Source organism: Pseudomonas peli (assembly GCF_900099645.1).
Taxonomy (GTDB): Bacteria; Pseudomonadota; Gammaproteobacteria; order Pseudomonadales; family Pseudomonadaceae; genus Aquipseudomonas; species Aquipseudomonas peli.
On the sequence record NZ_FMTL01000009.1, the window covers coordinates 18,689 to 37,783 of the forward strand.

Genomic DNA, 19,095 nt, shown 5'->3' on the forward strand with positions numbered 1-19,095 from the left:
ATTCTACACGCTTCGCTTCGCACGCCAACTGCTTATCGTTGTATTGCGGCAGAGTTGTGGGGAAAGGTCGAACAGTGGTGCCATGTTCAAGCCTGTGTAGTTGCGCGTGACAACCCCTTTGCCTGGGTTTTCCTTGCTCCACCCCAAGCGCGTACGTTGCACCATTCAACGGCATCGAGCGGTTTGCAGTTCGATCTTTCGCTGAAGAAAAGTGACTTAGGGCTGTATTGATATCCCCCTGATATTGAAAAAGCCCTCGGTAATATCAATTTTCCTTTGCGCGATAGCGCACCGACGTGGCGTCTATCCGATGCAATTGTCTCGTCTCCAGCTCGCTGCAATCTCGCGCGACGTTGGGTTCAATCGAGATCGCCATGAACACAGCAAGCGAACAGAACGCGACATACGGCACTTTGAGAACGGCTGTCGACACGCAGCAGCTTTCAGCCAGTGCTGTTTCATGGGGCGCGATATTTGCTGGTGCAGCGGCTGCAGCTGCGTTGTCGCTGATCCTGCTGATCTTGGGCACCGGCTTGGGCCTGTCTTCGATATCGCCATGGGCTCATGACGGGGTCAGTGCCACGACGTTCGGTGTGACCACGATTATCTGGATTACCCTGACCCAACTGCTGGCCGCCGGCATGGGGGGATACCTGGCGGGTCGTCTGCGCACCAAGTGGATTGAGCTGCACACCGACGAGGTGTTCTTTCGCGATACCGCGCATGGCTTCCTGGCCTGGGCTATAGCCTCGCTGGCAACCGCTACCTTGCTCACCTCGGTGATTGGCGCCATCGTCAACGGTGGCGTGCAAGCCGGTGCCTCGGTGGCCGGTGGTGTTGCCACGACCGCCATCGTGGCGACTGCCGGCAGTGTATCGGCAGGCTCGCAAATGGCCACTGACGAGACTAGCAGTGGCTCGGTTGGCTACTTCCTCGACACCCTGTTTCGTCGCGACGTTAACGCCATGTCCGCGCCGCTGGGCACTGAGCAACGTGCGCTGACCTCGCAACAAGAAACGGCGATCGCCATGGGCGAAGTCACGCGCATCTTTATGAATTCGCTGCGCACCGGCGCGATGCCGGCAGAGGATGTCAGCTATGTCGGCCAGGTTGTCGCCCAGCGCACCGGCCTGACTCAGCCCGAAGCCGAGCAGCGGGTCAGCGAGACCTTTACCCGCTTGCAAACAGCCCTCAACGAAGCAGAAACCAGTGTCCGCGAGTCTGCTGATAGCGCCCGCAAAGCTTCTGCTTATGCCGCGATCTGGTTGTTTATCTCGCTGCTGATCGGCGCTTTCGTTGCCAGCTTTGCCGCGCCGTAGGCGGCCGTCAGCGCGACGCTTGATCAGCCCTTTTACTCAATGACCGGAGACTGCCATGCGCTCACTACTGCTGTTATTTCTCGGGATTCCGATCCCCATCATCATCCTGTTGGCCATCTTTGTGTTCTAGGACACCTGCGGCCTGACCGCTTCTCGTGAGGCAGTCTGCTCAGTATTTGCCAGCTACATCGTGCAGCGAGCATTCCACGTAGTTGCTCAACGCCCAGGTTCGCGCCTATCCCAGTACAGGAGTTGTCCGTGAATACTCAGAGCCAAGCCGGCGCGCAGCTGCGCAGCATGATGGAACGTATGTCGGTTGCCACGCTCAGCACTGTGGACGAGCAGGGCGTTTTGCTCAGCAGCCGCATGTCGCGCTGGGAAATGGACGACTGTGGCGCCTTGTGGTTTTCCACTGATCCACTCAGCCTTCCTGCAGCGCATATGCTGAGCCTCAATCTGACATTTGCCGATGCAGCGGGCAGCCAGCGCGTGTCTTTGTCCGGCCGAGGCGAGCTGTACGCGGAAGATTTATGTTCCGAATACCTACTGGGCTCGATCTGGCTGGGGCAGCTCAATTCGCCACGTTTCAATGTGCCAACAGCCCTGGATAACCCGGCACTGCTCAAGTTCACCCCGCAATCGGCAGTTTACTGGCAGGCTCCGCAGAGCCTGATGGCCCGCTTGTTGGCGATGCTGACATCGGTATTTGGCGCAAAAGTGCCTTCGGTAAACCACGAATGTTCTGTGTCTAGTTACCGCCTAGATGGAAGCTTGATGCAGCGGAGGCAGCCACATGATGTTCTTTGAGCAGGGCCTTTATCTGCGTGTCGAGGAACTGCCCGACGGACCCAAGCCCTTGCCGTTGGACAGTGGTTTCTCAACAGACAATGCCTACCGGGCGATGGGGCTCTACAACCCCTCGGAAACCAGCGATGCGTATTTCGTGCTTGCCAATGATCGTGACGAAATCTGGTTTATCTGCAACCGGCATTTGCGTACCCATGTGTTGCAACCGCAAGAAACCCGCTTTCGCCTGAGTATCAAAGAGCGCGTGGTGAAAGGCGTCAGCAATTGACCCGCCGCCGCATGCCCCTGGCTTTTCTGTAGTCGCTTGATGTGCGCGATCAGCCTTGTCGCCGATTGCCCTAAGCCTGCTCCCCCAGACCACCACACATACCGCGTGGAGCCCGTGACCCTGCTGTTTGAGGCGAGCGTTCGCCACGCTCAATTCTTCAGGAGCGTTCCCATGAGCAAGCGCACTAACGATGACCCCGCTTCAGAGAACCTGACCGGCCTCGCACCATCCCCAGCCGATGCCAACCGCTCCGAGCAGGCGGCCGCCGTACTTGCCGAGTTGCCGGGTGAATCGCTGACCACCAACCAAGGGTTGCTGATCAGTGACAACCAGAACTCGTTACGCGCCGGTGTGCGCGGCCCGACGCTGCTGGAAGATCACATCCTGCGCGAAAAGATCATGCACTTTGACCATGAACGCATCCCCGAGCGCGTGGTGCATGCACGCGGTGCCGGCGCCCATGGCGTGTTTGAGGTGTATGAGTCGATGAGCGGTCTGACCAAAGCCGGGTTTCTGCAGGACCCCAGCCTGAAAACCCCGGTGTTTGTGCGCTTCTCCACTGTCGCGGGCTCGCGGGGCTCTATGGATACGGCGCGTGACGTGCGCGGCTTCTCGGTGAGGTTCTACACCGAGGAGGGTAATTTCGACCTGGTCGGCAACAACATGCCGGTGTTCTTTATTCAGGATGCGATCAAGTTTCCCGACCTCATTCATGCCGTCAAACCTGAGCCGCACAACGAGATACCCCAGGCCTCATCTGCCCACGATACCTTTTGGGACTTTATCTCCATGGTGCCGGAATCCAGCCACACGGTGATGTGGCTGATGTCGGACCGCGCCATTCCGCGCAGCTTCGCGATGATGGAAGGCTTCGGCGTACACACTTTCCGGTTTATCGACGCCGCCGGCAGCGCCAGTTTCGTCAAATTCCACTGGAAGCCTGTGCTCGGCGTGCACTCGCTGGTGTGGGATGAGGCGGTCAAACTGGCGGGTAAAGACGCCGACTTTCACCGCCGCGACCTGTGGGAATCCATTGACGAGGGGCGTTATCCCGAGTGGGAGCTGGGCGTGCAGATCGTCGCCGAAGAGGACGAGCATATGTTCGATTTCGACCTGCTCGATGCCACCAAGCTGATCCCCGAATCCCTGGTGCCGGTGCAGCTGATTGGCAAGCTGACCCTCAATCGCAACCCCGACAACTACTTCGCGGAAACCGAGCAGGTGGCCTTTCACCCAGGCCATCTGGTGCCGGGTATCGACTTCAGCAACGATCCGCTGCTGCAGGGCCGGCTGTTTTCCTATTCGGATACCCAGTTGTCGCGCCTTGGTAGCCCGAACTTTCATGAGCTGCCGATCAATCGGCCCATCGCGGCAGTGGCCAACAACCAGCGCGACGGCCATATGCGTCAGGCGATCGTACGCGGGCGCGTCAGTTACGAGCCCAATACGCTGGGCGGCGGTTGCCCGATGCAGCGGCCGTGGGAGCAGGGCGGTTTCGTCAGCCATGCCGAGCCCATGCAAGGTGAAAAAGTCCGGGTGCGCAGCCCCAGCTTTGCCGATCACTTCTCCCAGCCCGGGTTGTTCTGGCGCAGCCAGGCAGACTGGGAGCAGGCGCATATCGTCGATGCCTTCTGTTTCGAATTGGGCAAGGTCACGGTGCCTGCCATTCGTGAACGCATGCTGGCCAACCTGACTCAGGTCGACGCTGCTTTGGCTCAGCGGGTCGCCGATGGCCTGGGCATGTCCGTACCACCGCCGCCGGCTGGCGCAGAAAATCTGCCGCACACTGATAAACCCGCTATGGACGCCGCGCTAAGCATGGTCACGACCCGCAAAGGCTCCCTCATCGGGCGTAAGGTAGCGGTACTGGTGGCCAACGATGTTGATGGCACGCCCCTGGAGAGTCTGCGCGTCGCTCTGACAGCAGCTGGCGCCACGCTGAAAGTGATTGCGCCGCAGCTGGGCGAGATCCGCAGCAGCACGGGGAATCCCCTGAAGGTGGATCACAGCCTGCCAACCGTTGGCTCCGTGCAGTTCGATGCCGTCTATGTGCCGGGGGGCGCCAAGAGTGTTGATGCGCTATGCAACAATGCCCACGCCCTGCTGTTCGTCAAAGAGGCCTATAAACACGGCAAACCCATTGCCGCCACCGACGACGGCGCTATGTTGATCGACAAGGCTGCACACTCCAACGGTAATCAGGGGGGCGCCTTCCAAGGGCCTGGGGTGATTACGGCATCTGGCAAGATGGTCAATGGCGATTTTGTCGAAAGCTTTCTCGCGGCTATTGCCAAGCATCGAGTGACAGAGCGTCCGGATATGGCGGTAATCGTGGCCTGATCAGCCCTGTGGCGGGGATCAACCGGTCGCGCATTGCGACCGGTTGATGGGGTTTCAGCCGCGTTTGCTCAGTGCACGAGCCAGCAGGAAGGCCAGCGCCGCACCGGTGCCTACGGCTTTCCAGGGCTGCTTGTGGACATAACTGTTGGTCGCCGCGGCAGTATGCCGGGCACGCTGCATGATGTTGCTCGCGCCAGTCTCCGTGGCGGCTTTGGCCGTGGCGATACGCGCACTCAGCTTGAACTTGGCCTGGGCCAATTCGTCACCCGTCAGCGAAGTGGCATCTTTGACCAGGTCCTCGATGTCGGCGATAAACGTATGGAACTGCTGCGCAACATCTGCTTCTGGAGGGCTTGTCTCGCCGCGTGCAGCGGGCCCCGCGACTATAGGACCAACGCCGCCGCCGAGGCTGTTAACCCCGGAATTTCCTTTATGAGTTGGATTGTCCATGGTGACTCCTGTTACCGATCCAGCTGTCGCAAGGCGACGAGTGCGCAGTGGCTCGCAGGCGAGTCCGACTGACGCTGTGAACCCCTAAGCTGGACTCAATGCGCGGGGGCGTCTGTGGGCCAGCAAACGGAGTGCAGTAATTCTATAAATTGGCGTTCCACCCAACTTTTTAGCAGCTGATAACCGCATCTGGCCGCATTGCGACGGCCTTGCATCGACTGTTGCTGTGCATGTTCAAATTTCTGTCTGCTCCGCCGCTCCAGGGCATCATCGACCTCGATCCCCAGGTAATGAACGGTGTTTTCCAGCTTCGTATGGCCAAGCAGTTGAACTGCCTGCAGGTTTTTCCTCCTGCGATAAATCAATGTGAGTCGTTCCTGGTTTCGAGGACGCCTCTGAACCTCAATAACGGAGAAGCGCCGAGAAAGCGCGGTTAGAACCGTGCTGACAGGTGCAAAGTTATTGGGCATTGGGGGCTGTTTGTTTGACGGCGAGCGCAAGGGCGGCGGTCGTAATTCGGTGGTGTGCCGGGTAAAGGCAGCGTTGGGTGCAATGCCGGGCTGTTTATCGGCCTGGAGATGGTTTTCGTTTGTGCGTATGACGTGGGCAATTTCTGCCGGAAACTCGGCATTTTGTGTAGATAGGTTGGGGCATCGGCACTTCATCGTTATGCTCTGCGCCACAAACAAGCCAGTGGGTGAGTGATGTTTCAGTCTGTGCGCGTAGTAAAGCTTCTGCCAGTAGCCCTGTTTTTTCTGCTCGCTGCCTGCGCTGGCGGGCCGCAGCTGCAGCCTGAGACCAAGCGCTTGCCCGAGCGGGTCGAGTTGGCTGATGTGCCGTTTTTTCAACTCAGTGATGCGCAGGGCGGGCCTTCGGCGTTGGCGGCGTTACTCAATCATCATGGTGTGATCAGTAGCCCCGGCCTGGTGGATGAGCGCATTCAGCAATTGGCCAAGGGACAAAGCGCACAAGTCGGCCTTGAAGCGGCAGCGCGCTCTTATGATCTGCTGGTCTACCCCTTGCCTGGCAACCTGGATGCGCTGATGCAGCAAGTGTCGGCAGGGCATCCAGTGCTGGTGATGCAGGATCGTTTATTTGGCGGGCCGGGCGCGCAGTTTGCGCTGTTGGTTGGCTATGACCAGCGTGAGCGCACACTGGTGCTGCGCTCTGGCAACACCCGGCGTTGGTACACCAGCTTTGCCAGCTTCGACGATGCGTGGGGTGAGGCGGGGCGCTGGGCTGTATTGGTCATGCCTACCGATCAGTTGCCTGCGCAACCACACAAACAGACGTGGATGGCGGCCGCGCAGGAATTGCAAAAGCAAGGTCGTGCGACTGCGGCGCAGCGGGCGTTGCGCACGGCGCGTCAGGTCTGGCCGAATACACAGTTGTAAAATCGTCGAAAGATAGAATGTAAAACGGCACCTCTTGAGGTGCCGTTTCTGTTTGCGGGCTGTGCTTTAGACGCCCAGTTTGTCACGCAGGGTGTAGTACCAGGCACCCAGAGCGCTGAATGGCACTTGGAACAGGCGGCCGCCGGGGAAGGGGTAATGCGGCAGATCGGCGAAGGCGTCGAAGCGTTCTGCTTGGCCGCGCAGGGCTTCAGCCAGCACTTTGCCGGCTAAGTGGGTGTAGGTCACGCCGTGGCCGCTGCAGCCCTGCGAGTAGTAGATGTTGTCGCCCAGGCGGCCGACCTGCGGCAGGCGCGACAAGGTCAGCAGGAAGTTGCCGGTCCAGGCGTAGTCGATCTTCACATCCTTCAGCTGTGGGAAGGCTTTAAGCATTTTCGGGCGAATAATCGCCTCGATGTTCGCCGGATCGCGTGCGCCGTAGACCACGCCGCCGCCGAAGATCAGGCGCTTGTCGCTGGTCAGGCGGTAGTAGTCGAGCAGGTAGTTGCAATCTTCGACGCAGTAATCCTGCGGCAGCAAGCTTTTCGCCAGTTCAGCAGACAGGGGTTCGGTGGTGATCACCTGGGTACCGCACGGCATCGACTTGGCCGACAGCTCCGGAATCAGGTTGCCCAGATAGGCGTTACCGGCGACGACCACGAACTTGGCTTTGATCCGGCCGTTAGGCGTGTGCACTACAGGGTTGGCGCCGCGGTCAATGCGGATAGCGGGGGATTGTTCATAGATCACGCCGCCCAGCGACTCAACTGCAGCCGCTTCACCCAGGGCCAGATTGAGCGGGTGTATGTGGCCGCCACTCATGTCGAGCATGCCGCCGACATAGGCGTCGCTGTCCACCACTTCACGAATGCGCTTGGCGTCCATCAGTTCCAACTGAGTATGGCCGTAGCGTTCCCAAAGCTTTTTCTGCGATTCCAGGTGTTTCATGTGCTTTGGGGTGTTAGCAGCGAAGACGCCACCGTCCTTGAGGTCGCACTGGATGTTGTACTTGGCGATGCGTTCGCGAATGATGCGGCCGCCTTCGAACGCCATATCGCCCAGCAGTTTCGCCTGCTTGGGGCCGACACTGCGTTCGATCACGTCGATATCGCGGCTGTAGCTGTTAACGATCTGTCCGCCATTACGACCCGATGCGCCAAAACCGACCTTGGCTGCCTCGACGATGCTGACCTTGAAGCCACTCTCAAGCAGGGCGATGGCGGTGGATAGACCGGTGTAGCCCGCGCCGACGATGCACACGTCAGTCTCGACTTCACCATTCAATTCTGGGCGCTCCGGTACCGGATTGGCGGAGGCCGCGTAATAGGATTGTGGATAAGCTGTGTGCGCCATTTTGCAACCTCTGTTCTTTATTTTTTACGAATGGGCAGATGCTACCTGAGTTGAAAATGCCCGGCTAGTGGCCTGTGCGAAATATTAAACGCGCTGTAGAACAGTAAAAAATTCAGTTATTCAGACAGTTAGCGTAAAAAATAGGTTGACAGTTTTTTGCGCGGCCGTAGAATGCGCACCCATCGTAGGCACGTAGCTCAGTTGGTTAGAGCACCACCTTGACATGGTGGGGGTCGTTGGTTCGAGTCCAATCGTGCCTACCAAATTTGGTAGAAAAAGGGTCGCTTAGGCGGCCCTTTTTTATTGGGTTCTTGCCAGCAAGCGCGGCTTTCTGCAAGCATCCGTGCGGTTAATCGTTGTTTCAAACCTCCAGTGACCCCGGTTCGGTTTTGGTTGGCTGAAAAGCTCCTGCCATTGTAAGGCAGGTTTACCGCCGCATCGCTTACTGGCTCATCCCAACCCATGTGGCCTTTGGTAGAGGTCACCACTAGGAGAGGAGGCGCCATGCCCATCATTACTCTTCCCGACGGCAGTCAGCGTTCGTTCGATCACCCGGTATCCGTACTCGAGGTGGCGCAATCTATTGGTGCTGGCCTGGCTAAGGCCACGGTAGCTGGCAAGGTCAATGGCAAGTTGGTTGATGCCTGTGATCTGATTGATAGCGACGCAACTCTGCAAATCATTACGCCAAAAGATCAGGAAGGCCTGGAAATCATTCGCCACTCCTGTGCGCATTTGATTGGTCATGCGGTCAAGCAGCTGTTTCCTGCTGCCAAGATGGTGATCGGTCCGGTCATTGACGAAGGTTTCTACTACGACATCGCCTCTGAGCGTCCTTTTACTCTAGATGATGTGGCGGCAATCGAGCAGCGCATGCAGCAGCTGATCGAGAAGGACTACGACGTCATTAAGAAAGTGACGCCACGCGCTGAAGTTATTGATGTCTTCACCGCTCGTGGTGAAGAGTACAAGTTGCGTCTGGTTGAAGACATGCCGGACGAGCAGGCCATGGGTCTGTACTACCACGAAGAATACGTCGACATGTGCCGTGGCCCGCATGTGCCGAATACGCGCTTCCTCAAAGCGTTTAAACTGACCAAGTTGTCCGGTGCCTACTGGCGCGGCGATGCCAAGAACGAGCAGTTACAGCGCGTGTATGGCACGGCTTGGGCTGATAAGAAGCAGTTGGCGGCTTATATCCAGCGTATCGAAGAGGCCGAGAAGCGCGACCATCGCAAGATCGGTAAGCGCCTCGACTTGTTCCATACCCAGGAAGAAGCGCCGGGCATGGTGTTCTGGCACCCCAATGGCTGGACTATCTATCAGGTACTTGAGCAGTACATGCGTGGTGTGCAGCGCGAGAATGGCTATCAGGAAGTGCGCACGCCGCAGGTGGTTGATCGTGTGCTGTGGGAGAAATCCGGGCACTGGGGCAATTACGCTGACAACATGTTCACCACTCAGTCGGAAAGTCGCGATTACGCAATTAAGCCGATGAACTGCCCGTGCCACGTGCAGATATTCAATCAGGGGCTCAAGAGCTACCGTGAGCTGCCGCTGCGTCTTGCTGAGTTTGGCTCCTGTCATCGTAATGAAGCCTCCGGCGCCCTGCATGGCATCATGCGCGTGCGTGGCTTTACGCAGGATGATGCGCATATCTTCTGTACAGAAGAGCAGGTCAAGAAGGAGGCGGCGGATTTCATCAAGCTGACCTTGCAGGTGTACGCGGACTTCGGCTTCAGCGACGTCAAGATGAAGCTCTCCACGCGCCCAGCCAAGCGTGTGGGTGATGATGCGTTCTGGGATCGCGCCGAAGAGGCGCTGGCCAATGCGCTGAATGAAGCCGGCCTGCCTTGGGAGTACCTGCCGGGCGAGGGTGCGTTCTACGGTCCGAAGATCGAGTTCACGCTGCTTGATTGCCTTGGTCGCGCTTGGCAGTGCGGTACGCTGCAGTACGATCCGAATATGCCGCAGCGCCTAGAAGCGAGCTACGTTTCCGAAGACAACAGCCGTAAAGTGCCGGTTATGTTGCACCGGGCGATTCTCGGTTCGTTCGAGCGATTCATCGGGATTTTGATCGAGCACTACGAAGGGGCGTTCCCGGCTTGGCTGGCGCCGACTCAGGCTGTGGTGATGAATATCACGGATAAACAGGCCGATTTTGCCCTCGAAGTAGAAAAAACGCTCAATCAAAGCGGATTTCGTGCCAAGTCTGACTTGAGGAACGAGAAGATAGGCTTTAAAATCCGCGAGCATACTTTGCTCAAGGTTCCCTATCTCTTGGTTATCGGAGATCGGGAGGTTGAGACGAAAACTGTCGCCGTGCGTACCCGTGAAGGTGCTGATCTGGGCTCAATGCCCGTCACTCAATTCGCTGAATTTCTTGCGCAGGCGGTTTCCCGGCGTGGTCGCCAAGATTTGGAGTAATCATTATTAAGCGTGAAATGAGACAAGATAAACGAGCTGCACCGAAGGCCCCGATCAACGAGAATATCTCGGCACGCGAGGTTCGGTTAATTGGCGCTGAAGGTGAGCAGCTTGGGATTGTGTCAATTGAAGACGCGCTTCTTAAGGCCGAAGAGGCCAAGCTGGATCTGGTAGAGATTTCTGCCGATGCAGTGCCACCTGTTTGCAAGCTGATGGACTACGGCAAATCGATCTTCGAAAAGAAGAAGCAGATTGCTGCTGCAAAGAAAAACCAGAAGCAGATTCAGGTTAAAGAAATTAAGTTTCGTCCAGGGACGGAGGAAGGGGATTACCAGGTAAAACTACGCAACCTGGTACGTTTCCTTAGTGATGGGGACAGGGCCAAGGTATCGCTTCGATTCCGCGGTCGTGAGATGGCGCATCAGGAGCTGGGCATGGAGTTGTTAAAGCGGGTTGAAGGTGACCTTGCTGAATACGGCACCGTTGAACAGCATCCAAAGATGGAAGGACGCCAGCTGATAATGGTCATCGCCCCCAAAAAGAAGAAATAACCACCAGGGCACGGCAGGCCTTGCGGTTATGTTTATCAACTGAATGCGGAGTATCCGAACATGCCAAAGATGAAAACTAAGAGTGGTGCAGCCAAGCGTTTTCTCAAAACCGCTAACGGCTTCAAGCACAAGCACGCTTTCAAGAGCCACATCCTGACCAAGATGTCCACTAAGCGTAAGCGTCAACTACGCGGTAGCACCATGGTGCATCCGTCTGACGTAGCAAAAGTGGCGCGCATGCTGCGCGTTCGTTAATCGGTCAAGATAGAGGAAATTACTCATGGCTCGTGTTAAGCGCGGCGTTATCGCTCGCAAGCGTCACAAAAAAATTCTGAAACTCGCTAAAGGCTACTACGGCGCACGCTCACGCGTATTCCGCGTTGCCAAGCAAGCGGTGATCAAGGCAGGCCAGTACGCCTACCGCGACCGTCGCCAGAAAAAACGTCAGTTCCGCGCTCTGTGGATCGCTCGTATCAACGCTGGTGCTCGTGTTAACGGCCTGTCCTACAGCCGTTTCATTGCCGGCCTGAAAAAAGCGTCCATCGAGATCGACCGTAAGGTACTGGCTGATCTGGCAGTGAACGAAAAAGCGGCGTTTGCTGCGATTGTCGAGAAAGCGAAAGCCGTACTGGCTTAAGTCCCCGACAATCACCGGGCTCGCCCGGTGCTAAACGTCACCAATAGGGGAAGAGCCTTCAAGCTCTTCCCCTATTTCGTATCTGGAGTCTGTAAATGGAAAATCTGGATGTGCTGGTCTCGCAAGCGCTTGAGGCCGTTAGCCACACCGACGATGTGAATGCCCTGGAGCAATTGCGGGTTCACTATCTGGGCAAGAAAGGCGAATTGACTCAGGTGATGAAGACCCTGGGCAATCTGTCGGCAGAAGAACGCCCGCAAGCCGGTGCGTTGATCAATGCCGCCAAGGATCAGGTTCAGGATGCGCTGAACAGCCGTAAGGCAACTCTGGAACAGGCCGCGCTGAGCGCCAAGCTCGCCGCCGAAAAAATCGACGTGACCCTACCGGGCCGTGGTCAGACCTCTGGTGGTCTGCATCCAGTCACCCGGACGCTGGAGCGCGTTGAGCAGTTTTTCACCCGTATTGGCTACGGCATTGCCGAAGGCCCGGAAGTGGAAAACGACTATCACAACTTTGAAGCACTCAATATCCCAGGCCATCACCCGGCTCGGGCGATGCATGACACCTTTTATTTCAACGCGAATATGTTGCTGCGCACCCACACTTCTCCGGTCCAAGTGCGCACCATGGAGTCTCAGCAGCCGCCTATCCGCATCGTTTGCCCCGGCCGTGTTTATCGCTGCGATTCCGATATCACTCACTCGCCGATGTTTCACCAGGTAGAAGGCCTGCTGGTCGATGAGGGTGTGAGCTTTGCTGACCTCAAGGGCACCATCGAAGAGTTCCTTCGAGTGTTCTTCGAGAAGCCGCTGGGTGTACGTTTCCGGCCCTCGTTCTTCCCGTTCACCGAGCCATCGGCCGAAGTCGATATGCAGTGCGTGATGTGCAGCGGTAAAGGCTGCCGTGTGTGCAAGCAGACCGGTTGGCTGGAAGTCATGGGCTGCGGCATGGTGCACCCGAATGTGCTGCGCATGTCTGGCATTGATCCAGAGAAATACTCCGGCTTCGCCTTCGGCATGGGGGTTGAGCGTCTGGCCATGCTGCGTTACGGCGTTAACGATCTACGGCTGTTCTTTGATAACGACCTGCGGTTTCTGGCGCAATTTCGCTAGCGCTCTCGCATTCCGTAATCGAATTGGTTCAGGAGAACAGACAGTATGAAATTCAGTGAACAATGGCTGCGTAGCTGGGTAAATCCGGATGTTGCGCGCGATGAGTTGGTGGCCCGCCTATCGATGGTCGGTCTGGAAGTCGATGCGGTAACGCCTGTGGCAGGTCAATTCAGTGGCGTTGTGGTGGGCGAGATTCTTAACGCTGAACAGCACCCTGATGCTGACAAGCTGCGTGTCTGCCAAGTTAGTAATGGCAGTGAAACATTCCAAGTCGTTTGTGGTGCGCCAAACGCTCGCGCCGGCATCAAGATTCCCTTCGCCATGATCGGCGCTGAGTTGCCTGGTGGTTTCAAGATCAAACAGGCCAAGTTGCGTGGCGTGGAGTCTCAGGGGATGCTCTGTTCGGCTTCCGAACTGCAGGTCAGTGATGACAACAGTGGGCTCATGGAGCTGGCGGCGGATGCACCTGTTGGTCAGGACATACGCATTTATCTGGGCTTGGACGATGCCAGCATCGAAATCGGTTTGACCCCGAATCGTGGTGATTGTCTGTCGCTGGCCGGCTTGGCTCGTGAAGTGGGCGCGATCTACGGCGCGACTGTGGTGCCCGTGTCGGTCGCTCCGGTTGCGGCTTCCCATGACGAAGTACGCTCGGTTGATGTCTTGGTCCCTCAAGCATGCCCGCGCTACTTGGGGCGGGTTGTGCGCAACGTCGACTTGTCCAAGCCTACGCCGCTGTGGATGGTCGAGCGTCTGCGTCGCTCCGATATTCGTAGCATTGATGCTGCCGTTGATATCACCAACTACGTAATGCTTGAGCTCGGCCAGCCTATGCATGCTTTTGATCTTGCTGAGATCAATGGTGGTATCCGCGTGCGTATGGCTGAAGAGGGTGAAAAGCTGGTTCTGCTGGATGGGCAAGAAGTCAGCCTGCGAGCAGACACCCTGGTGATTGCTGACCATAATCGCGCTTTGGCTATTGCCGGTGTGATGGGCGGTGAATATAGCGGTGTAAGTGCTAAAACGCGTGACCTGTTCTTGGAAAGTGCTTTCTTCGACACCATTGCGGTAGCTGGAAAAGCCCGTTCCTATGGACTGCACACTGATTCATCGCATCGGTTCGAGCGCGGTGTTGACTCGCAGCTGGCGCGCCATGCCATGGAGCGTGCAACCGCACTGCTGTTGGATATCGTCGGTGGTGAAGCTGGTCCTGTCATTGAAGTGGCCAGTGCCACCGACTTGCCCAATATTGCGCCAATTACCTTGCGAGCCGAACGCATCAGCCAAATGTTGGGTATGGACATGGAGGGCGCTGAAGTTGAGCGTCTGCTCACAGCGCTGGGTCTCGGTGTGACCGCTCAAGGCGCTGGTGAGTGGCTAGTCGATGTCCCGAGTCATCGCTTCGACATCAGTCTCGAAGTCGATTTGATTGAGGAGTTGGGTCGTTTGTATGGGTATAACCGTTTGCCGGTTCGTTATCCGCAAGCGCGTTTGGCTCCGCAAGCTAAAGCCGAGGCTGCAGTCGACCTGCCTGCACTGCGTCGTTTGTTGGTTGCCCGTGGTTATCAGGAAGCGATTACCTACAGCTTCATTGATCCCAAGTTGTTCGAGCTATTCAATCCAGGTGTTGCGCCGCTGATGTTGGCGAACCCTATTTCTGCCGATATGGCAGCAATGCGCTCTTCCTTGTGGCCTGGTCTGATCAAGGCACTTGAACACAACTTGAATCGTCAACAGTCGCGTGTGCGCCTGTTCGAAAGTGGCTTGCGTTTTGTTGGGCAGCTCGAAGGTTTGAAGCAAGAGCCGATGCTGGCGGGCGTAATTTGTGGCGGTCGTCTTGCTGAGGGTTGGGCGCATGGTCGAGATGATGTCGACTTCTATGATGTGAAAGCTGATGTCGAAGCCTTGCTGGCTAGTGCGGGAGCGGGCGATAGCTTCACCTTCGTACCAGGCGAACATGCAGCGCTGCACCCAGGGCAAACAGCGTGTATCGAGCGCGAAGGGCGAGTAGTCGGTTTCCTGGGTGCGATGCATCCCGAGCTGTCGAAAGCGCTCGGCCTAGATCAAACCGTCTTTATGTTTGAGTTGGTGCTGGCTGAGATCACTCAAGGCGTTATGCCAAAGTTTCAGGAGTTGTCTAAGTTCCCCGAAGTGCGGCGTGACTTGGCTGTGCTGGTTGACCGTGACGTGCCTGCACAGGATTTGCTCGGTGCAATTCGTGAGGCTGCTGGCGAATGGATGACCGACCTCAAGCTATTTGACGTGTATCACGGTAAAGGTATTGATCCTCATAGAAAAAGCCTTGCCGTTGGCTTGACCTGGCAGCATCCATCGCGCACTCTTAATGACGATGAGGTGAGCACCACAATGCAAAATATTCTCACCTCCCTGGAACAAAGGTTCAACGCCACGTTAAGGAAGTAGCGTATGGGGGCTCTGACGAAAGCTGAGATGGCGGAACGTCTGTATGAAGAGCTGGGCCTGAATAAACGGGAAGCCAAGGAGTTGGTGGAGCTGTTCTTTGAGGAGATCCGCCAAGCGCTGGAGCTCAACGAACAGGTCAAACTCTCGGGGTTCGGTAACTTTGATTTGCGCGATAAGCGTCAGCGCCCCGGTCGCAATCCAAAAACAGGAGAGGAAATTCCGATTACGGCTCGCCGTGTCGTGACTTTCCGTCCAGGCCAAAAACTTAAAGCCAGGGTCGAGGCGTATGCTGGAACCAAGTCATAACGACGAACTGCCCGTCATACCCGGCAAGCGCTACTTCACCATCGGTGAAGTTAGCGAACTCTGTGCTGTAAAACCGCACGTGTTGCGTTACTGGGAGCAGGAGTTCCCACAACTTAACCCGGTTAAACGGCGTGGCAATCGACGCTATTATCAGCGCCAAGATGTGTTGATGATTAGGCAGATTCGCGCGCTCTTGTACGACCAAGGCTTTACCATCGGTGGAGCGCGTCAGCGTCTTTCGGGTGATGAAGCTAAAGATGACAGCACCCAGTACAAGCAGCTGATCAAGCAAATGATTACCGAGCTTGAAGACGTGTTGTTGGTGCTTAGAAAATAGTCGCCCTATTCAAAAAAGTTTCCACATTTCAGGAGCTTAATGTATAGTCCGCGACGTTTTCTGGTATAAGAAAACTGATTCACGCCTAGTCGGGGCGTAGCGCAGTCCGGTAGCGCACTAGCATGGGGTGCTAGGGGTCGAGTGTTCGAATCACTCCGTCCCGACCATATATTTACAAAAAAGCCTAATCATCTAATGCTGATTAGGCTTTTTTGTGGGCGGTTATTTTCCAATGCGTAAGTTTGGCCCCACATTTACCTTTTCTAAAATGCTTATCGCTGACACAGCTATCGGGTTGACCTTCGTTTTATATGGAGGTTGCAGTGTGAAACATCGGCTTAACGATCAGTCAGTGGCGACTTGCTCCACAGGGTGCACGTCATCTGCGAGTTGAGGTCGATAGTGGCCTATTTATACGATGTCTTTGGCGACCGGCAAAGTCTCCGAGGTTGAATTTTCAAAGGCGAGTCTGGTTTGAACACAGGTGTGATAACAGTGATTTAAGCCTGAGATCTCATGGCTTCTAGTGGTCGTGGCATGAGAGATCGTGTGGTGGGCTCTAATGAGATTAAAAATCTATTGTGCTTTAACCTTAAATAGGTCCTGCCACCTAGTCGTGTAAGCCGGTGATAGCAGCTCCCGACGCATGCTCCACTCTGTGTGTTTGGTGATTCGTGCCGGCTTCAATGTCCCGCGTCCCCATCGCCCGTTGATGGCGTCCAGTGTTTTCATCAGGTGTTCGGTCCTCGGGGGTTGTTCGGGTGTAAATAGGTCTTTTGTGTATTCGTCACGTCGGCACAGATCCAGCAGCAGTACCTGAGCTTTGGCATAGCTAAACCCATTCCGATAAAGCCGGCTGATTCCCTCACGCGCTGCTGAAGTGATAAGGCGTGTGTCGTCGGTCGGGTAGGGCAGCTGGCAAATCAGACCATTGGCATATTTAGCCTCTGCAGGGTTGAACATACCGGTACGCAGGCTGATGCGAATCTGCCGACACAGTGAGCCTTGTTGACGCAGTTTTTCAGCCGCTCGGGTGGCGTATGCAGTAACGGCTTCCTGAATCGGCTCGATGGTTTTCAGGCGTTTGCCGAACGAGCGACTGCAGCAGATCTCCTGTTTGGCTGGCTCAGTTTCTTCGAGTGCTAAACAGGCAGTACCGCGCAGTTCGCGTGCGGTTTTCTCGATCACCACATTGAAGCGCTTGCCCAGTTCTCGAGCATCATGTCTAGCCAAATCCCAGGCGGTTTTGATGCCCAGTGCGTTTAGATGAGTTTGCATGTGTGCGCCGATTCCCCAGACTTCTCCTACGGGCACGATATTAAGTAGCTTGTCGCGCCGGATCGGGTCACGTAAGTCGACGACTCCGTCGGTCTGTTTTTGCCAGCGTTTGGCAGCATGGTTGGCCAGTTTCGCCAGGGTTTTGGTTTCAGCGATACCGATACCGACAGGGATGCCCGTTTTCTGTCTGATCTCGTTTTGGAGTGATCTGGATAGGTGCTCTAAGGGCTCCGTGATCCCGGAAAGGTTGGCAAATGCCTCATCAATGCTGTAAACCTCAACGGCTGGCAGGCGCGCTTCTATGATGCTCATCACTCGCTCGCTCATGTCGCCATAGAGTGCGTAGTTGCTGCTGAAAGTCGTAATGCCATGACGGTCGAGTTCGCCACGGATTTCATGGAATAGCGCCCCCATTTTTACGAAGGGCTTAGCATCGGCAGAGCGGGCAATTACGCAGCCGTCGTTGTTGCTTAGTACCACGATAGGTGTGTGCTGCAGGTCAGGCCGGAACACTCGCTCGCAGCTTGCGTAGAAGCTGTTGCAGTCTATTAGTGCGAATACTGGCTCAGGCATGGTGGCGGTGGTTCCTAAGGCTGTGACTCACAACCCCCCAAATCATCAGTTCGTCATCGTCAATTACATAGCGAGGTGCGTAATCAGGGTGCTCGGATTGCAGCACATACGACTTATGGTGCCGGCCCAAACGTTTGACGAATACATCACCATTTAGACAGGCCACAACGATGTCGCCCGGCTTTGCTTCCAGTGCGCGACTGACGATCAGGTAATCGCCATCGAAGATTCCTGCGCCATTCATGCTTTCACCGCTTACCAGCGCGACATAAGTGTGTGGTGTATTGATGTCGAGAAGCTCGTCCAGAGACAGTTTTTGTTCCATGTGATCCAGGGCAGGACTGGGAAAGCCGGCGGGAATGTGCGCCTCAAAAAATGGAAGGTAAGTGCAATTGGTGTGTAGTTCGCTAAGGATCTGAGCGTTGCTCATAGAGGAATCGCCTGTACTGGTTTTATATACAGTATCCGGTGATTTTTAGATTCGACAAGGGTGTTCGTCGGCGTGCACCCCCGAGCTGTTTGAGTTCTGTGGCGAAATTTTGTGCATCGCACCTGTGTGCTTGATGATTGGGGGGGGGGCTTCTGGTCCTGATGCTGATGATCTGGTCAGGCTGTTTGTATGCAGCACTGCTATTGATCGGCTAGTGCCGCTTTCCTCGGGGGGATGCGTCGCTTCTTTCATATATGGATGCAGTGCATCTCTACCTGGGCTTAAAGAAGGGGTTGCCGCTTCTGAAGGCGGCGCGTGGCTAGCTGAGTGGCTGCAGTCTTTGATTTCATGGGTGTTGAAACAAAAGTGCAATAAACGATTGACCTTCGTTTGCCAGTCCCTATAATGCGCACCTCTTCAGGCGTAAGCAGCTCCTTAAACTTCTTATAAAACAAGAAGTTAGATTTAAGAAAGGGGTTGCAAAGCAGCGAAAGCTGCGTAGAATGCGCCTCCTCTTCAGGAGGTAGTGTTTGAGTCTGAAGGGGGTTCGGTCGAGATGATCGAAAGCGGTAAAAGAGGCGGTTGACAGCGGTTTGAAACGCTGTAGAATTCGCCTCCCGCTGACGAGAAGCTAGGTGTTGATCGAAGGCGCAAGTGGTTGAGATTGAAAAGAAATTTTCGAAATCACTTGACGGGGAATGAGGCTGCTGTAGAATGCGCGCCTCGGTTGAGACGAAAGACTTAACCACCGCTCTTTAACAACTGAATCAAGCAATTCGTGTGGGTGCTTGTGAGGTAAGACTGCTAGTCGCAAGATTATCAGCATCACAAGTTACTCCGCGAGAAATCAAAGATGTAACCAACGATTGCTGAGCTAAGTTTAGGGTTTTCTCAAAACCCAAGCAGTATTGAACTGAAGAGTTTGATCATGGCTCAGATTGAACGCTGGCGGCAGGCCTAACACATGCAAGTCGAGCGGTAGAGAGAAGCTTGCTTCTCTTGAGAGCGGCGGACGGGTGAGTAATGCCTAGGAATCTGCCTAGTGGTGGGGGATAACGTTCGGAAACGGACGCTAATACCGCATACGTCCTA

General features: G+C 55.8%; 18 protein-coding genes, 2 tRNA genes, 1 rRNA gene and 1 pseudogene. 16 read left to right on the plus strand and 6 right to left on the minus strand.

The features are described from left to right. Positions 1-265: 265 nt before the first annotated feature. Positions 266-529, minus strand: coding sequence for a hypothetical protein (locus tag BLO50_RS22115; RefSeq protein WP_143003847.1), 264 nt, complete (start codon positions 527-529; stop codon positions 266-268). Here BLO50_RS22115 and BLO50_RS20680 point away from each other — a divergent pair. The 4 genes and pseudogenes from BLO50_RS20680 to BLO50_RS20695 all read left to right on the plus strand — a co-directional run bounded on the left by BLO50_RS20680 (position 501) and on the right by BLO50_RS20695 (position 4,734). Continuing rightward, positions 501-1,342, plus strand: a pseudogene (locus tag BLO50_RS20680) (hypothetical protein). The gene BLO50_RS22115 and the pseudogene BLO50_RS20680 overlap by 29 nt on opposite strands. A 235-nt stretch (positions 1,343-1,577) precedes the next feature. After that, entirely contained in the window at positions 1,578-2,126 is a 549-nt protein-coding gene (locus tag BLO50_RS20685; protein WP_090256180.1) for a pyridoxamine 5'-phosphate oxidase family protein, read from the plus strand. Further along, a complete protein-coding gene (locus BLO50_RS20690) occupies positions 2,113-2,394 on the plus strand; it encodes a hypothetical protein (RefSeq protein ID WP_090256181.1) in 282 nt (93 codons plus the stop codon). Before BLO50_RS20685 ends, BLO50_RS20690 begins: the two co-directional genes overlap by 14 nt. Before the next feature lie 171 nt (positions 2,395-2,565). Continuing rightward, positions 2,566-4,734 (plus strand): catalase, encoded by a 2,169-nt coding sequence (locus tag BLO50_RS20695; protein ID WP_090256182.1) that lies wholly within the window; start codon positions 2,566-2,568, stop codon positions 4,732-4,734. Positions 4,735-4,788: 54 nt separating this feature from the next. Here BLO50_RS20695 and BLO50_RS20700 read toward each other — a convergent pair whose 3' ends face one another. Both BLO50_RS20700 and BLO50_RS21935 read right to left on the minus strand, forming a co-directional pair. After that, positions 4,789-5,184 carry an ElaB/YgaM/YqjD family protein gene (locus tag BLO50_RS20700; protein WP_090256183.1) on the minus strand — a complete coding sequence of 132 codons (396 nt, stop codon included), beginning with the start codon at positions 5,182-5,184 and terminating at the stop codon, positions 4,789-4,791. 95 nt (positions 5,185-5,279) lie between these two features. Continuing rightward, a complete protein-coding gene (locus BLO50_RS21935) occupies positions 5,280-6,032 on the minus strand; it encodes a site-specific integrase (RefSeq protein ID WP_208597447.1) in 753 nt (250 codons plus the stop codon). Here BLO50_RS21935 and BLO50_RS20710 point away from each other — a divergent pair. After that, positions 6,018-6,578 (plus strand): PA2778 family cysteine peptidase, encoded by a 561-nt coding sequence (locus BLO50_RS20710; RefSeq protein WP_143003849.1) that lies wholly within the window; start codon positions 6,018-6,020, stop codon positions 6,576-6,578. The genes BLO50_RS21935 and BLO50_RS20710 overlap by 15 nt on opposite strands. A gap of 66 nt (positions 6,579-6,644) precedes the next feature. Here the strand turns inward: BLO50_RS20710 and BLO50_RS20715 are convergent, their stop codons facing one another. Next, on the minus strand, positions 6,645-7,928 hold the full coding sequence (locus BLO50_RS20715; RefSeq protein ID WP_090256185.1) for an NAD(P)/FAD-dependent oxidoreductase: 1,284 nt from the start codon (positions 7,926-7,928) through the stop codon (positions 6,645-6,647). Between the two features lie 186 nt (positions 7,929-8,114). Between BLO50_RS20715 and BLO50_RS20720 the strand changes: the two genes are divergently transcribed. The 10 genes from BLO50_RS20720 to BLO50_RS20765 all read left to right on the plus strand — a co-directional run bounded on the left by BLO50_RS20720 (position 8,115) and on the right by BLO50_RS20765 (position 15,889). Next, positions 8,115-8,191: transfer RNA gene (locus BLO50_RS20720), tRNA-Val, on the plus strand. Positions 8,192-8,432: 241 nt separating this feature from the next. After that, positions 8,433-10,355, plus strand: a complete 1,923-nt coding sequence (gene thrS / locus BLO50_RS20725; RefSeq protein WP_090256186.1) for a threonine--tRNA ligase — start codon at positions 8,433-8,435, stop codon at positions 10,353-10,355. Continuing rightward, positions 10,355-10,906 (plus strand): translation initiation factor IF-3, encoded by a 552-nt coding sequence (gene infC / locus BLO50_RS20730; protein WP_169852835.1) that lies wholly within the window; start codon positions 10,355-10,357, stop codon positions 10,904-10,906. The genes thrS and infC overlap by 1 nt, the downstream gene beginning before the upstream one ends. A gap of 60 nt (positions 10,907-10,966) precedes the next feature. After that, positions 10,967-11,161, plus strand: coding sequence for a 50S ribosomal protein L35 (gene rpmI, locus BLO50_RS20735; protein ID WP_079202156.1), 195 nt, complete (start codon positions 10,967-10,969; stop codon positions 11,159-11,161). A gap of 25 nt (positions 11,162-11,186) precedes the next feature. Then, positions 11,187-11,543 carry a 50S ribosomal protein L20 gene (gene rplT, locus BLO50_RS20740; protein WP_040069108.1) on the plus strand — a complete coding sequence of 119 codons (357 nt, stop codon included), beginning with the start codon at positions 11,187-11,189 and terminating at the stop codon, positions 11,541-11,543. Between the two features lie 95 nt (positions 11,544-11,638). Next, entirely contained in the window at positions 11,639-12,655 is a 1,017-nt protein-coding gene (pheS, locus tag BLO50_RS20745) for a phenylalanine--tRNA ligase subunit alpha (RefSeq protein ID WP_090256188.1), read from the plus strand. Between the two features lie 45 nt (positions 12,656-12,700). Continuing rightward, entirely contained in the window at positions 12,701-15,079 is a 2,379-nt protein-coding gene (gene pheT / locus BLO50_RS20750) for a phenylalanine--tRNA ligase subunit beta (RefSeq protein ID WP_090256189.1), read from the plus strand. A gap of 3 nt (positions 15,080-15,082) precedes the next feature. Next, entirely contained in the window at positions 15,083-15,385 is a 303-nt protein-coding gene (gene ihfA / locus BLO50_RS20755) for an integration host factor subunit alpha (RefSeq protein ID WP_003243414.1), read from the plus strand. Further along, a complete protein-coding gene (locus BLO50_RS20760) occupies positions 15,366-15,722 on the plus strand; it encodes a MerR family transcriptional regulator (protein WP_090256190.1) in 357 nt (118 codons plus the stop codon). The genes ihfA and BLO50_RS20760 overlap by 20 nt, the downstream gene beginning before the upstream one ends. 90 nt (positions 15,723-15,812) lie before the next feature. Beyond that, positions 15,813-15,889 (plus strand) — tRNA-Pro (locus tag BLO50_RS20765). A gap of 409 nt (positions 15,890-16,298) precedes the next feature. On the opposite strand, the gene umuC is transcribed toward BLO50_RS20765, so the two are convergent. Further along, a complete protein-coding gene (umuC, locus tag BLO50_RS20770) occupies positions 16,299-17,573 on the minus strand; it encodes a translesion error-prone DNA polymerase V subunit UmuC (protein ID WP_090256191.1) in 1,275 nt (424 codons plus the stop codon). Continuing rightward, positions 17,566-18,003: a LexA family protein gene (locus BLO50_RS20775; protein WP_143003850.1), complete on the minus strand. Its 438-nt coding sequence runs from the start codon at positions 18,001-18,003 to the stop codon at positions 17,566-17,568. The genes umuC and BLO50_RS20775 overlap by 8 nt, the downstream gene beginning before the upstream one ends. 910 nt (positions 18,004-18,913) lie before the next feature. On the opposite strand from BLO50_RS20775, the gene BLO50_RS20785 reads away from it, so the two are divergent. Beyond that, a 16S ribosomal RNA gene (locus BLO50_RS20785) occupies positions 18,914-19,095 on the plus strand; the annotation flags it as partial.

Excerpts from the sequence above, each read along its gene's own strand:
- BLO50_RS20690 (WP_090256181.1), top strand. The coding sequence starts at position 2,113 with ATGATGTTCTTTGAGCAGGGCCTTTATCTGCGTGTCGAGGAACTGCCC.
- BLO50_RS20695 (WP_090256182.1), top strand. The coding sequence starts at position 2,566 with ATGAGCAAGCGCACTAACGATGACCCCGCTTCAGAGAACCTGACCGGC.
- BLO50_RS20700 (WP_090256183.1), bottom strand. The coding sequence starts at position 5,184 with ATGGACAATCCAACTCATAAAGGAAATTCCGGGGTTAACAGCCTCGGC.
- BLO50_RS20715 (WP_090256185.1), bottom strand. The coding sequence starts at position 7,928 with ATGGCGCACACAGCTTATCCACAATCCTATTACGCGGCCTCCGCCAAT.
- thrS (WP_090256186.1), top strand. The coding sequence starts at position 8,433 with ATGCCCATCATTACTCTTCCCGACGGCAGTCAGCGTTCGTTCGATCAC.
- rpmI (WP_079202156.1), top strand. The coding sequence starts at position 10,967 with ATGCCAAAGATGAAAACTAAGAGTGGTGCAGCCAAGCGTTTTCTCAAA.
- rplT (WP_040069108.1), top strand. The coding sequence starts at position 11,187 with ATGGCTCGTGTTAAGCGCGGCGTTATCGCTCGCAAGCGTCACAAAAAA.
- pheS (WP_090256188.1), top strand. The coding sequence starts at position 11,639 with ATGGAAAATCTGGATGTGCTGGTCTCGCAAGCGCTTGAGGCCGTTAGC.
- pheT (WP_090256189.1), top strand. The coding sequence starts at position 12,701 with ATGAAATTCAGTGAACAATGGCTGCGTAGCTGGGTAAATCCGGATGTT.
- ihfA (WP_003243414.1), top strand. The coding sequence starts at position 15,083 with ATGGGGGCTCTGACGAAAGCTGAGATGGCGGAACGTCTGTATGAAGAG.
- BLO50_RS20760 (WP_090256190.1), top strand. The coding sequence starts at position 15,366 with ATGCTGGAACCAAGTCATAACGACGAACTGCCCGTCATACCCGGCAAG.
- umuC (WP_090256191.1), bottom strand. The coding sequence starts at position 17,573 with ATGCCTGAGCCAGTATTCGCACTAATAGACTGCAACAGCTTCTACGCA.
- BLO50_RS20775 (WP_143003850.1), bottom strand. The coding sequence starts at position 18,003 with ATGAGCAACGCTCAGATCCTTAGCGAACTACACACCAATTGCACTTAC.